6 protein-coding genes are annotated in these 15,602 nt (G+C 41.7%); 3 read left to right on the top strand and 3 right to left on the bottom strand.

The features are described from left to right. Nucleotides 1-7 precede the first annotated feature (7 nt). The 3 genes from XEN7305_RS18665 (at nt 8) to XEN7305_RS18655 (ending at nt 2,792) form a co-directional block, all read left to right on the top strand. Complete coding sequence (locus XEN7305_RS18665; protein WP_006511052.1) at nt 8-889, top strand: universal stress protein; 882 nt, start codon at nt 8-10, stop codon at nt 887-889. A 5-nt stretch (nt 890-894) separates the two neighbouring features. Continuing rightward, on the top strand, nt 895-1,554 hold the full coding sequence (rimM, locus tag XEN7305_RS18660) for a ribosome maturation factor RimM (RefSeq protein WP_006511051.1): 660 nt from the start codon (nt 895-897) through the stop codon (nt 1,552-1,554). A 272-nt stretch (nt 1,555-1,826) separates the two neighbouring features. After that, on the top strand, nt 1,827-2,792 hold the full coding sequence (locus tag XEN7305_RS18655) for a serine protease (RefSeq protein WP_006511050.1): 966 nt from the start codon (nt 1,827-1,829) through the stop codon (nt 2,790-2,792). 60 nt (nt 2,793-2,852) lie between these two features. Here the strand turns inward: XEN7305_RS18655 and XEN7305_RS18650 are convergent, their stop codons facing one another. From XEN7305_RS18650 to XEN7305_RS18640, 3 genes are all read right to left on the bottom strand, one after another. Continuing rightward, entirely contained in the window at nt 2,853-4,181 is a 1,329-nt protein-coding gene (locus tag XEN7305_RS18650) for an alkaline phosphatase PhoX (RefSeq protein ID WP_006511049.1), read from the bottom strand. Nucleotides 4,182-4,210: 29 nt separating this feature from the next. Beyond that, nucleotides 4,211-5,224 (bottom strand): hypothetical protein, encoded by a 1,014-nt coding sequence (locus tag XEN7305_RS18645; RefSeq protein ID WP_006511048.1) that lies wholly within the window; start codon nt 5,222-5,224, stop codon nt 4,211-4,213. A 92-nt stretch (nt 5,225-5,316) separates the two neighbouring features. Next, nucleotides 5,317-15,261 (bottom strand): GEVED domain-containing protein, encoded by a 9,945-nt coding sequence (locus tag XEN7305_RS18640; RefSeq protein WP_006511047.1) that lies wholly within the window; start codon nt 15,259-15,261, stop codon nt 5,317-5,319. Nucleotides 15,262-15,602: the final 341 nt, after the last annotated feature.

Raw genomic sequence — 15,602 nt, 5'->3', positions numbered from 1 at the left:
TGGAACCATGAAAAAAATTTTACTTTGTAGTGATGGCTCGGCTTTTGCGGAAAATACTTACCGCTATGGTGCATGGTTTGCCAATAAATTAAAAGCAGAAGAAGTAGATGTTTTATGTGTGACTGATATTCGGGGTCAACAAACAATGTCTTCACAAAATTTAAGCGGAAGTATTGGGATTGATGCTTCGGAAAATTTGCTCGATCGCCTGGTGGAATTAGAACATGAGAAAGCGAAGATTAATCACCAGCGGACGAAATTAGTGTTAAAAGCGGCAGCCCAAACCCTTAAAGCAGAAGGAGTAGAACGGATTAATCTGCTCCACGAAACGGGTTTTCTCGTAGATTGTTTGTCGGAATTTGAAGGCAGTTGCGATCTGATTGTCTTAGGAAAGCGAGGGGAAGCTGCCGAGTTTGCCTCGGGACATTTGGGGGCTAATCTAGAAAGAGTTGTTCGTAGTAGCCATAAACCATGCCTCGTAACTTCTCGTCAGTTCAAACCGATTGAACGAGTGTTGATTGCCTATGATGGTAGTCCCAGTTGCCAAAAAATTCTGCAATTTATCGCGGATTCGTCTGTTTTTGCCGGTTTAGAATTACATATTGTGACCGTTGCCAAAAATGCCACAGATCAGACGGCGATCGCGCGTCTCGAATCAGCCAAGCAGCTATTGCAAGAGACAGGATTTGAACCAGTTTGTTCGGTGAGAGAAGGACATTCTGAAAAAGTGATCTCGAACTATGTTACCGAGCAAGACATCAGTTTATTGCTTATGGGAGCTTATGGACATAGCCGAATTCGTCATCTAGTAATTGGGAGTACGACGGCTCAGATGCTTCGTAGCAGTCATATTCCAGTTTTATTATTTCGAGACAATCCCCATCCTTAAAAATCATGACTATTCAAAATCAAGAAAAATTAGAGCAAGAAAAATGGCTGGAGATTGGTACTATAGTTGCGGCCCAGGGATTGCGTGGTGAGGTTAGAGTTTATCCTTCTTCCGATTTTCCTGAACGTTTTTTAGAGGCTGGAACTCGTTGGTTGCAACATCCCGAGACAGGAAATATTCAAGAAATAGAATTATTAGGCGGTCGCTATCTTCCTGGAAAAAACCTATATGTTGTCATGCTCGAAGGTATAGAATTTCGCGATCAAGCAGAAGCTCTAAAAGGCCATACATTATTAGTCTCAGATCAAGATCGCCTCGATTTATCTGAAGATGAATACCATGTTGCGGATCTAATGAACCTCGAAGTATTTAATCAAAAAACAGGAGAAAACATTGGCATCGTAGTCGATATTTTCTATGCGGGAAATGATTTACTAAAAGTGCAACTTTATAAGCAAGTAGACGATCAAAAGAATATAGAGCAGCAAGATAAAGATTTATCAGCAATTAGTCGCAAATCTAAAAGGAAAAAATTCAAAAAGAAGAAAACGCAAGCCCCTACTATTTTGATTCCTTTCGTAAAAGAAATTGTTCCCATCGTCGACCTGGAGCATAATCGACTGGAAATCATGCCGCCAGAAGGTCTTTTGAGGAATGAGGGATAAAAAAGGATGAGGGATAAAGGATGAGGGATGAGGAATTCTACTAACCTTAACCTTCTTTCATAAGTATCGAGGGGAGAAAGGTTGGAATTGAGGCATTTTGGAGAGATTGCTATAAGATTGTAGGATTATTGATGGGGGAATTAGACGCGATCGCATGTTCTAACTTATCATAGCTATGTTTTCGATACTCTTAGGTATTAGCTAATAAGTTGAACCTAAAACCCAAAACCTAAAACCCAAAACCTAAAACCTAAAACCTAAAACCTGATTTAATGATGAAATGGGTGCAACAGTCAAAATTGCTAATTCTAATTTGTCTTCTTGCTGTAACGGGAATAGTTTCAAGAGATATTGCCCAAAGAAAAAGCAAAACCCTAGCATCCCAACCTTCAGAGCTGAGAATAGAGCAAGTTCGTGAGATTGCCACTGAGATTACAGTCAAAATATCGAATCAAGAATTGCTCGGTTCGGGTATTCTTATGCAAAAAAAAGGTAATCGATATATTGTCATCACCAATCAGCATGTTCTTAGGGCCGGGGAGAAACCCTATCAAATTGAGACCTTTGATGGTAAGATTCATGCTGCGACCGTGATTCCGACCCGAGCATCTTCCCGCTATGATATTGCAGTATTAGAATTTGTCGCCCGTCAAGATAATTATCGAATAGCAACCATGGGCAATTCTTCAGAACTCCAAGTGGGAGAGCCCGTTTTTGCCGTGGGATTTCCCTATCAATATCAGGAAACGGATTCTTCTTCTGCTACGCCTAAAGAATTAAAAGAATTATCTGATGATAGTCCGACCGGCATAAAATTTACGAAAGGTCGAGTGTCGGTAATTTTGGATCAAGCTTTAGAAGAAGGTTATCAAATTGGCTACACCAACGAAGTTCAAAAGGGCATGAGTGGTGGTGCTTTACTAACTATTCAAGGATTGCTCGTGGGAGTTAATGGCAAACATGCCTACCCTTTGTGGGAAGCTCCAGATTACTATGAAGACCAGTCTCAGCCTTGCGAGCCGCTACAGGAATTGATTATCCGTTCGAGCTTGGCAATTCCCCTAAAAAAGGTTACTAATGCAACACCAGAAGTTGCTTGGCAAGCACTGCCGAATAGCTCAATTTTTACGACGGATAAAACCTGGTCATCGGTAACTATTGACGAAACCGAGACCAATCCAGAAGAATTAATTGCCACAATGCAAGCTGAAGCTGCAAGTTCCAAACTTTGTCAATAATAGGGAATGAGCCTTTAGTTTTTCCTCATCCCTTATCCCTCATCCCTCATCCTTTATCCCTCATCCCTTAAAATCCCCCCAAATAGCTAGGGTCATCCCTGGCCGAAAAATATTGACAAACATCGTCTGACCGTCTGGAGCAAAGCACACTCCTGCAAATTCACTATTATTCAAGGCATTGCGGGCAAAATGATAATATTCCCCTTCAGGGGTAATCCCAACCAAAAACTGTTCTCCCCTGCCATCTTCACAAACTATCAGATCGCCAAAAGGAGCAACTATTAAATTGTCAGGATAATCTAGCACTTCCCGACCAGGAGATTCGACAAATAACTCTAATGTTGATTTGGCTAGGTTATAGCGAAAGATCTGACCAACTTTAGCTTGTCCCCCACTAGTACAAGTCCAATATAATTCTCCATCGGCATAACAAATACCTTCCCCTCTTCTAAAGATGGCAGCGCCTTTAGCTTGGGCTTCGTAACGCAAAGTATCATGCTCGGGATCTACATCCTCAAGTCTGACCCATTCGACAGTTTGGGGTTCTCCCACGTTTAGATCGATTCCTGTATCGATTTTGGGTTTGTTTTTAATCACCATCGTTTCTAAGATGCCCCCTGCTTGGAGATTTCCTGGCTCTTGGGGTAGGAAGCGATAAAAACAGCTATCTGTCTGGTCTTCAGTTTGGTAAATATAACCTGTTTGAGGATCGATCGCGATCGCCTCATGACGAAATCGACCCATTGCGGTCAGGGGAATTGGTGCGGCTAATCCTCCTGTGGCGGGAACTTCAAAGTTATAACCATGTTTTTTGGTGACTTTACCCCAATAAGGGAATAGTTCTTCTAGGCTATATCCTGGTGGAGCGTAGGGTGTGGCAATTTCTTCTTCGCAACTAATCCAAGAACCCCAAGTGGTTGTGCCTCCTGAGCAGTTGCGATTAGTTCCTGCTAGAGAAAGATAATGTTGCTCTAAATTGCGATCGCGATCTATCACTAAAGTAGTTGTTCCTCCTGGACAAACGGGATCATATTGGGGAATCTCAGCAGCTAGCTTATTTTTCGTATATGCAGGATTAAGTTCATGGTTTCTCACCAAAATAGTAGAGCCATTCTGGCCGGGAAAAGCAGCCATGCCATCATGATTATTGGGAACAGGTAACCCATCATTCATCTCTTCTCCAACACCAGAGATGATGCGGTATTCAAAGCCTTCGGGTAAATCCAAGATTTTTCTAGGGTCAGCCTTTAAAGCCCCAAATTTACTAATTCTAAGGGATTGTCCCCTGGCCGATTGAGAATATAGATTCTTCAGTGGTGAAGCGACTATTGCCGTTGTAGCACTGCTGAGACCCACTAGCCCCAAAAAATTTCTTCTTGATAGTTTCACAATGGCAGATAAGATTATTTATATTAATCTTATCTCGGATTTTTTATTTTTCGGCGCAGGCGATCGCAGCCAAATAAGCCGAGCACTAAAGCAAGACCCGCAGCAGGAGAAAACTCAAAAGGGACTTCTTGCACTTGAAAATTATCAACAAATAAACCAGAGGTATCGCCCACGCCATCAACATCAACAACACCTAATCCTACGACATAGGTACCCGCAGGCAAGGTCGCAGAAGTATAAAGGTCGTAGTCGCTTATTCCATTGCCACCAGAACCTAATGGATTGGCAAAATCTGTGCCACTGGTAAAATCAGTATTACTGAGAACTAAATCATTACTAGCATCAGCTAAAACTTCTATCGTACGACTGTTGACATTAGAAGTAGTATCGTAAATCGTGAATAATGCATAATCTTGATCGCCAAAGGTCGCATCATTAGAATCATTGGTTACAAAATGCCAATTAAAGCTTAGGGTAAAGTAATTATCGACAGTAATTGTTTGTCGAATAGCCGAGCCTTCTTTCGGAGTCCGAGTGCCACTTAAAGCCCCATTTTCGCGAGCTATATTTAAAGTATTTTTATCTAGACCTAAAAAGTCTTGTAAATTATTTGGGGAAAAAATGCCCGTAGCGTCCTGACCATCAGCACTGACTTGATCATTGCCTGAAAAATTAAAGTGATTACTACCCGAACTTTCAACACCATCAAAACTAGTGGCATCGTCATTTCGTACCGTAGTCCTAGTTTCATCTTGTTGGTCAAAACATTCTCCAGCAGGAAAGGCAGTATCAGGACAACCTGTAGTGATAAAACCTTGTTTGTTGTCATACTGAAGTAGCGAATCAAAATTTTGCTGGATGCTAGTATCTCCCGTTGTTGTCCAGCTATCAAAGTCATTTTCAAAATCAGTATTTTCAAATGTCACAGAAAAAGCCTGAACCGGACTGATTGAGAGCAAGCTACTCAGACCAACTAAGGTCAGCAAACCCATGAAAGGGGTAATTTTTTTAGAGTAAATAAGTATCGGATATTGATTAATCATAGATAGAGATAGAGAGAAATTATCGAGCAAGATATTAATTAAAACAAGATACTCACGAACCAATATGAGACTGGGTATTTTTCTTCTGGGAACTAAAAAATTAGATTATTAGCTCCCAGGGTCGTTTCATTGATATCAGCATTGGCTGTATCCACCACTAGAGCGACATCTTTAGGGAACAAATCACCCGTCCCATCAAAATCAATTTGTACCATTGTCCCCGTAGTGCCGTAATCAACCAGTACAACATAACCATCTGAGATCGCATCAGTTCCTGTGTAGCCAACCTCATCCCGTAATATTTGAGTCAAAATAATCTGGTCCCCACCACTCCCAACAGTAAATCCGTTAACAATGTCAACTCCATCACTAGTTTCGCTATAGCAGAAAGAATCAACCCCAGCTCCACCAGTTAGAGTATCTTGCCCTTTATAACCAGCAATTACACTACCACCAGGATCAGCAACGATGAGATCTGCTCCATCGGTTCCTCCCTTGCCACTACTGACCACACAGACATGATAATCTTCCACTTCGCCATCACTGAGCAAACCAATTGAGTCAGAGTCTTCAATAGTATCGAGGGCCGAATCTGTGCTGAGACGGAAGCGGGCATAGGTTTCGCCGGCTGTGGGAGTAATACTATTCCAGGTAATAGTTGCTGTTTGCTCAGAGCTGTTACTAGCAACTGTTGCCGTTGCAACTTCTGTGGCTTCAAAATTACCATCTTGATCAAAATCGATCCAACCGACCAAGGTGGCATTGCTACCCGTATCATTGGTGATATCAACCGTAACACTATAGCTAGTGTCTCCTGCTTCGAGAGTCGCCAGGAAATTTACCCCATCTTCGTCGTTGGTGCCATTATTATCATCTGCAACAGCGCCAACTCCTTCCAAAATGCCATCATCTTCATCTACTAGATCACCAATAAACAAATCACTGACAATAGTATGACTCGCTCCCCCATCAGCTAAAGTTGTTTTGTATTCTCCTGTGCCAGTGCCCACACCAACGGCCCCAACTACCGTATCCGGCGCATCACCATAATCGACTCCTCCTTGAACAGGAAGTTGATAGTCTTCAACTTCGCCACTATCAAATTGACCTATCGAGTCACTATTTTGAATATTTCCCAGATCAAGACTCGCATCTGCTGTGAGACGGAAGCGCGCATAGGTTGTCCCGCCGACAATTCCTGAAAGTCCAGTCCAGTCCAGGGTCGTATTTTGACCGCCAATGGCATGAGATATGGTTTGGGTAACAGCTTCGGTAGCTTCAAAATCACCATCTTGATCGAAATCTATCCAGCCAACTAATTTGGCATCACTCCCAGTTTCGTTGGTGACGACTAGATTAACACTATAGCTAGTGTCATTTTTATTGAGAATATTGTTAAAGGTGACTCCATCCTCATCGTCGGTATTGTCATTGTCATCTGCGATCGCATCTCGATCTTCTAAAGTACCATTATCCGCATCAACTAAACCACCAAGATACAAATCATCAACTATGATATGACTTGCTCCAGTGTTTCCCTCTGTAGTTTGATAGTCACCAGCACTATTCCCCACAAAACCGTCATCAGGAGCATCCCCATAATCTACCCCAATAATATTTAATTGATAGTCTTCAACTTCGCCATCGGTTAAGGCTCCTGTGGAATAACTTGTAGTGAGAGTGGTCGTATCTGTGCTCAGGCGGAAACGAGCGTAGGTTATGCCTTCACTAATATCGGAAGAGGTAAATCCGTTACCGTTAGTATCCCATCTCAGGGCTTGGCTACTGGAAGTCCCACTGGTAGGAATTGTTCTAATCACAGCTTCGTCGCTATCAAAAGTCCCCGAGCGATCGAAGTCAATCCAGCCGATTAATTTTGCGTCGCTGCCAGTATCGTTAAATACATCCAAGGTAATGCTGTAACTAGTATCTCCCGTGGCAATATCAGTTAAGGTTGAGGTGACACCATCCTCATCATCAGGACTGCCATCGGTATCATCAGCATCGGCATCATCATTTTGTAAGGTTCCGCTATCGGCATCCAAATTAGCGCCGAGACGTAAATTGTTATCAATTCCGTGAGCTGCACCATCATCAGTAGCAGTGGTCGCATAGTCTCCCGCACTAGTTCCCGAAGCAATATCCGGGGCATCGCCATAATCGGCTGCATCAATGGTAATTTGATAATCTTCTACTTCTCCACTACTGAGCAGACCAGTAGAATAGCTAGTGGTTAAAGTTGTGGTGTCATTACTAATGCGGAAGCGAGCATAAGTTGTACCCGGAAGGATATCGGAGGGAATAGTGTTCCAGGTTAAGGTTTGAGTTTGTAAAGCACCGCCATTACTAGAATAGGTTGCGGTAACAGCTTCGTCACTATCAAAGGTTCCAGATTGGTCGAAATCGATCCAACCAAGCAAAACTGCATCATTGCCTGTGGTATTGATGACATCAACATCTATACTGTAAGCACTATCAACTACTCTGAGATTATCAACAGCAGAGAAATCAACCCCATCTTCATCATCTGTGCCATCGTTATTATCGGCAGTTGCCGCATTATTTTGTAATGTTCCATCGTCGGCATCTGCCGCAGTGCTACCAATACTCAAATCAGCAACAATAATATGAGCCGCTCCATCATCATTTTCTGTGGTTTGGTAGTTACCAGTTCCTGTTCCTGTTCCTGTATCAGGCGCATCACCGTAATCTGTAGCGGTTATAGTAATCAAATAATCTTCGACTTCCCCGCCATCTAAGGCTTCAGTAGGAGTATTAGTATCAAGATTTCCTGGGTTGTCATTAAGTCGGAAACGAGCGTAGGTATCACCGACTTGAGTACCAGCCGGAATATTCGTCCAATTAAGAGTTACTTGCCCACTAGCAGAAATAGTAAGCACTTCCGATGCTTCGTCAGCGTCAAATACTCCATTTTGATCAAAATCAATCCAGCCAATCAACTCGGCATCACTACCAGTGGTATTCACTGCATCGACGGTAACATTATAGGTTGTATCGGTAGTTTGAAGATTGGAGCTAAAGGTGACGCCATCTTCATCATCTGTTCCATTGTTATCATCTGCATCAGCAGTTGCATTAGCAGTTGGAGAAGTATCATTATCAATGATACTTCCTAGGTTTAGTCCACTAACAATATTATGACTAGTTGTGGTCGATGCATAACTATCATTAGCACCAGAATTAGTAGCATCACCAAAATCAGTGCCACCTTCAATAAAGATTAAATAATCTTCTACTTCACCATCGCTAGCTGAACCTACTGAATCTATAGTTGCGTCTGGCAGTAATATTACATTGACATCATCAACACCAACCTCAATAACACTATTGTTGGCAACATCTGTAGCAATAAATCGTAAATAAACAGTAGATCCTGCAAAAGCATTTAAAGAAGAGTTAAATGTAGTCCAAGTTCCAGTTTGCTGAGCAGAAGGAGTTTCATCTAAAAGAGTTGACAAAAGAGTATCATCTGAAGTCTGACGAAGTTCGATAGTAAAGTTGTCGTCATTTGCCGCACTAACCGATAAATAATACTCAAGTTCTAACTCAATTGAACCAGCAGTGCTAGGTAAAGTGAAGTCAGGAGAATCAACGGTTGTCACCCCATCAGTACCACTACCACTAACATCAACATCTGTGTTAGTGCCTCCAGAACCAGTAACTAATGCATTAGGAGAACTATTAGCTTCGAGTTGTTCATTATTCCCGTCTCCAAATCGATCATGGGCGACGGGCTCAGCAATAATCCATTGGCCCTGAGCATCAGCTGTTGCAGTATCAGTACCATTGGGATTAACAGTCCAACCAGTAGCACTATCATCAAAATCTTCAGAAAAAATAGTGCTGGCATAATCCGTACTGAGACGAAAGCGGGCATAAGTCGTACCGCTAATAATTCCAGGGAAAGAATCCCAAGTTAAAGTAGTATTTTGATCTAAAATGCTATCGAAGACAATGGCATTAACTTGTTCATCTGAATCAAAACTTCCAGATTGATCAAAATCTATCCACCCAATAATCGCAGCATTACTACCAGTATCGTTTGTGTAATCCACAGTAACGTTGTAGGTTGTGGCAGAAACATCGAGAGTGGAACTGAAGGTAACTCCATCTTCATCATCATCATCGTTATTATTATCAAGATCATCAGCAGTTGCCGCCGTATTTTGCAAAGTCCCATTTTCCGCATCTACTGTAGCGCCAAGTTTTAAGCCATCAGTAATTATATGGCTCGCTCCGCCATCAGCTAAAGTAGTAGCATATTCTCCTGGACTGGGATTAGTTTCTCCAACAGTTACATCGGGCGCATCAGCATAATCGATACCAACAATATTAATCTCGTAATCTTCAACTTCTCCATCACTCAGTTGGCCTGTGGAGTAATTAATATCTAAAGTATCATCAGTACTCAAACGGAAACGCACATAAGTATCACCATCGGTAATATCTTCAGGAATAGAGCTAGAGCTCCAGGTCAAGGTTTGATTCTGCAAAGTGCCACCGTTACTAGGGAAAGTTGCAGTAACTGCTTCATCGCTGTCAAAAGTCCCTGACTGGTCAAAATCTATCCAAGCAATTAATTCTGCATCATCTCCAGTCGTATTACGAATATCTACACTAACGCTATAGCTAGTGCTATCAGTTCTTAACGTATTGCTAAAAGTTACACCATTTTCATCATCAGTAGAACCGTCATTGAGGGCATCATCATCAGCTGTTGCTCCTGTATTTTGTAAGGTGCCATCATCGGCATCAACGCTACTACCAATACTCAAATCAGAATCAATAATATGAGATGGACCATTATCATTGGCTGTAGTGCTGTAATCTCCTGTGGCGGTTCCAACTCCAGTATCCCGAGCATCACCATAATCTAGACCAACAGTTAGTTTATAATCTTCAACTTCACCATCACTCAATGCTCCATTGGCAAAATCACTATCTAAATTACCATCTGTACTAAGACGGAAACGAGCATAGGTTGTACCAGATAAAATAGTGGCAGGTAAGTCACCGTTGCCACTTAGATCACTTGTAGCATTATTGCCTGTATTATCATCCCAAGTTAGAGTTACAGTTGCATCGGTGCTGTTATCCGGAACAGTGGCAACAACTGCTTCACTCGATTCAAAAATGCCATCTTGATCAAAATCTATCCAACCAACTACAGTTGCACTGCTTCCTACAGTTTTATCATTCGTGACTTGCAAAGTAACACTATAGCTAGTGTCATCAATCTCTAGGTTAGAAGCAAAGGTAACCCCATCTTCATCATCGGTATTATCTATATCATCAGCAGTTGCATCAGTGTTTTGTAATGTGCCATCATCAGCATCAATGTTATTCCCAAGACTTAAATCGCTATCAATAGTGTGACTTGCCCCGTCATTCTCACGAGTAGTTTGGTAATCCCCAGTTCCATTTCCACTAGATGTATCGGGTGCATCACCATAGTCTACAGCAACATTAATTTTATAGTCTTCGACTTCTCCATCGTTTAGTAATCCTGTAGATGGTAGAGGATCGGGTACATCTACATTAACCGTAACATCTTCAGTGTAAGTTACCGTAATGTCATCAACACCTGCTTCTACTCTATCGTCACTACCACCATCTTGAGCTGTAAATTCTAGATAAACAGTTTTGCCATTGAAACTACTATCGATCGCCTGAGTAATTTCTGTCCAAACGGCTGCTTGAGTAGCGTCAGAAGCTACTGTATCGGTGAAGAGATTAGCGCGATCGCTGGTATTAGCAGAATTAACAATATCAACGGTAATTTCATCAGTGACGTTAGAGGTAAAAGAAGAAAAGAAATAGAAGAAGTTAACACTATGACTTCCAGAACCACTATCTAAAGTAAAAGTATCTGAGCGAGAGGTAATCGCACCTCCATCTATATCTGCTGTACTTAGATCACTAATTAAGGCATTAGTCCCACCATTAGCATCTCCTGGTTGCATGATAGTTCCACCAAGAGTACTTTGTGTTGGGTCTCCGATTGCCCAGTCACCACCAGATGCAGTATTGCCTGTGTTTAACGAACCATCATTTCTCCAGTCAGTAATTCCTTCAAAGTCTTCAGAATAAATTGTAGTGGTTACAGGCGAAGTCGTACTTTCAGTTGTAGTGGTAAAGTTTGTACTAAGCCTAAATCGAGCGTATGTAGTTCCAGATAGGATAGTGGCAGGTAAATCGCCGTTGCCACTTAAATCATTAATGGCATTATTGTCTGTATCATCATCCCAAGTTAGGGTTACATTGGCATCTGTATTGCCATTGGGAATACTAGCAACAACTGCTTCACTAGTTTCAAAAACTCCATCTTGATCAAAATCTATCCAACCAGTGATGATGGCATCTTCTCCAGTAGAGTTAGTAAGATCTACATCGACACTGTAGGTCGTATCTGTCAGGGAAAGATTCGTCGCAAAGGTTACTCCCTCTTCATCATCGCTACCATCAGTATTATCATTATCGGCATCGGTATTCTGTAAAGTGCCGTTATCAGGATCAACAATACTACCAATATTTAAACCAGTGGTAATTCCATGACTAGCACCTGTATCTGCTGAGGTCGTTTGATAATTACCTGTCCCTGTGCCAGAACTTGCATCAGGAGCATCACCATAATCGAGACCAACAGTAATCAGATAATCTTCCACTTCTCCATCGGAAGCAGCACCAGTGGCATAGCTAGTATCTAAATTACCATCAGTACTAAGACGGAAACGAGCATAGGTTGCACCATCGATGATGCCAGGAAAAGAATTCCAAGTTAGAGTTTGAGTGCTATTACTAGAAACAGTGGTACTAACTGCTTCATCGCTATCAAAAGTTCCTGATTGATCAAAATCTATCCAACCAACGAGAGTTGTGCTGCCAGTAACATTTACATCAACATCAACGCTGAAACTTGTATCTGTCGTTTGCAAAGTAGAAGTGAAAGTAACCCCGTCATCACTATCAGCCGTCGCATCGCCATTTTGCAACGTTCCATCATCAGCAGAAATTCCACTACCAATGGTTATGCCACTAACAATTGTATGACTTGCTCCTGTATTAGCAGCAGTTGTTTGATAATCCCCTTCTCCTATCCCACTAGTTGTATCTGGCGCATCACCGTAATCAGTAGTAGTGGCATTAGTTAAACCAAAATCAAAACTATAATCATTGGTTCCCGAGGCACCTGTCGTAAAAGTAATGCTAGGCAGACCACTATTATTAGTTGCATCAGAGTCTATTCTGTCACTACCATCACTATTGGCATTTTGAATGGTTGCTAAATAGCCATCGAGAACAGCTCCAGAAGTGAAGTTACTCGCAGCTAATCGTATTTCGTAATCGGTAAAAGGAGCGAGTCCTGAGAAATAATACTCTCCATTAGTAGTGGTAGTAGTAGCTATTTCAGTACCACTGCTATCGTAAAGTTCAACCTCAATTGAGTTGTTAGTGTCAAAATTAGTTTCGTCAGCATTTTGAATGCCATCCTGGTTAGCATCATCCCAAATTCGATTGCCAATTTCGATATCTGAGGCAGCGAAGATAAATTCGAGGTCACCTAAGCCATTAGATTTACCGAGAGAGTCAGCCACGGTACCATCAAAAATATCTAATCCGCTATCTCCGTTGGCAGCAAAGTGACCAGCAAAACTACCATCAACAGTATTGAACCATTCAAATCCTCCAGCAAATGCATCAATCGGATCTTCTGCCGTAGTCACAACTTCGGTGAAACCAGGAACTACTGTTAGACCACCCTGCGCAGATTCACTGTGCAATTCATTACTGTCATTAGCTCCGCCGTTTTCAAAAAATTCGTTACCGAATAATTCTCCATCAGGGTCATTATTTCCATTGATATTGTCTGTAGTGACATGGGTTTCAATCGTCCAGGTGTCAGTATCGGGATCTAAAATAGCAACTAGAAGATCTCCTCCCGAATTACCTGTAAACCCAGAACCTCCAGTCCCATCAGGCCTGTTTACTTGTCTTCCAATCTGATCTCCCCAGCGATCGCGAAAACCGAGGAGCATATTACCATTAATATCAAAGTCAATATCACTGAGAATTGGTTGTGTATAAGCTTCTTCTCCAGTTCCTGCGATCGTATCGGTAGGAAATGAGGCCACCCAAGGATGCCAATTAGCACTAGGTTCTTCAGCACCTAATTGAGCAGAACTTGATGCGAGATCTCTTTCGTAATCCAAAGGAATATCTAAAACCTGAACTGGTGCTGCGGTTGGGTTTTCAGGATCAAAAGTATAGACAAACGCTCGTAGATCACTAGCAGAAGTTGTATCATCAACCCCACCTACTCCATTGGGTGTACCTTCATTACCATCAGCATCATATTGTGCTGTATTAACCATTCCAAAATAGACTAAACCTTCTCTTATCGATAGTGCAAAGGGTCGAATATTTTCTTCGGGATTAACACCTAAATCATCACCATTATTGATAATATCTGTGATCAGATCATAGCTATCGATATCTGCACTAGCAGGGGTAGCCGGAGTTAAAGGGTCAGCACTGTCACCAACAGGGACTTTATATAATTTGCGATCGTTAAGATTTACTGCCCAAAGAGTTGTTCCATCAGCAGATAATTCTAAATCTCCTAAACCATATTTTCCAACAGCATCAAAAACAGCGTTGCCCCCAGCTGTATCTTGTCCAGTTCCTTGATCGCTCTCCCAGCTATAACCGATAGCATCAGAATCGATCGCACCCCGAGGATCTACTACATCATCTAATCTGGCAAAAATACTGACATTCCCCGTCGTATTAGCATTGCTATTATCAACGGTATAAATAATGCTTGTATATGCTGCACCTGTCGCATCATTAGTGTCTGCATTAGCATTATTATCATTAGTAAAGTCAATTGTTCCCAATAGAGCCGAATGCCGCTTATAGAAACTTCCTGCAAACAGAGTTTCACTTTCGCGATGATAGGCCAGACCATTGACTGTTCCAACTTCTTGGACTGTTGCTTTCTGAGTATAAGCATTTTGATTTTGGTCATCAAAATCGTTATAACCGTGGATGACAATACCTGAACCAGTACCGACCCCTTCAACATAACAAACAGTAATCAGTTGGATACTACTAGCATCTCCACTAGTAACTTCATGGGGACGGTGAATGCCCAAGTCCATCGTCGCCGCAACGCTTGCAAAGGCAATATCGGAGACTGTACTACTAGGGGCTGTATTTAAAGAAGTAGAAACAAAGCCACTAGGCAAGGTAAATTCTACTCTTACTGGATCATCAGTATTGATATTGAGAGTATAAGTCCCATCTGCTCCTGTAGTAGCAGTACCCACCACAACTTCTGAAGCATTATAGGCCGTGATTGTAATGCCTTCGACTCCCGATTCTGAGGCAAACCCCACTCCTCTGGCTGTCCCATCATTTACTCCGTCGCTGTCATAGTCATTAAAGACTGTCCCTGAGATGACATAACTATCAGTAAAATTAGTAGTTGCGATCGCGCCAGAATCTAACCCCAATGCTGTGAGCTCAAATTGAGAATTTAGCGAGTCAAAAGGATCAACAAACCAGCTAGTCTCAATATTACCATCGACAATGCCGTCTAGATCCCCTACTAAATTTCCAGCATCGTCGAAAGAGCTAATCCCATCTGTAATTTGCCAAGGTTGATGTTCCGGTCTGGTATTATCTCGTCCGTCCGTATGTAAAACTTGGAGCTGAACCGTTTCTCCTAAGGCGAAACCAGAGCCCACAATAAATGCTGTTTCCCCAGGAGAGTAATCTCCTTTGTCAGTAGTGACCGTGGCTTCTTGTATAGTCGTATTCTCTTGTGCTAATAAAAAGTTGGTAGATGATTCAAAAGTTTGATTCTTTCTGCCAAATCGAGAAGACCTAATTCGACCACGATCCAAAGTTTTAACCCATTGAAGGAGGGAATCTTGTTTACTACTATTCTCCCCAGAAAAATCAAAATTTAAGTTAAAACGACCCTTTGCTAAAGAATCAAGCAAGTTATCCAACTTTCTAAGCCCCTGAATAAACTATGTGTTCTTGTTTTATTGATAAGATAAACTTGTAGAGTGACCCCAACAAAGCTGATAAACTATGAGAATGCGTGGTTTCCGCTAAATATACTGAACAATCAACTTAAAAATATAAATACTTGATACTTCTGATATAAATATGTAACTACTTTCTAGGACAATGCTTAAAACCTAGTTGCAGGTTACTTATGTGTAAAATTGAACTATATAAATTTAGTGTCAATCTATACTTATTGTCATCAGTGAATTACACAGTCAATAATCAAAGAAAATCGGGTGACTAAAGTGAAATTACTGAGGGATCAAGCTAAGGAAAT

It is taken from the genome of Xenococcus sp. PCC 7305, assembly GCF_000332055.1.
GTDB lineage: Bacteria > Cyanobacteriota > Cyanobacteriia > Cyanobacteriales > Xenococcaceae > Xenococcus.
The sequence above is the reverse complement of the archived record's forward strand: the minus strand, read 5'-3'. Positions and strand labels throughout refer to the sequence as shown.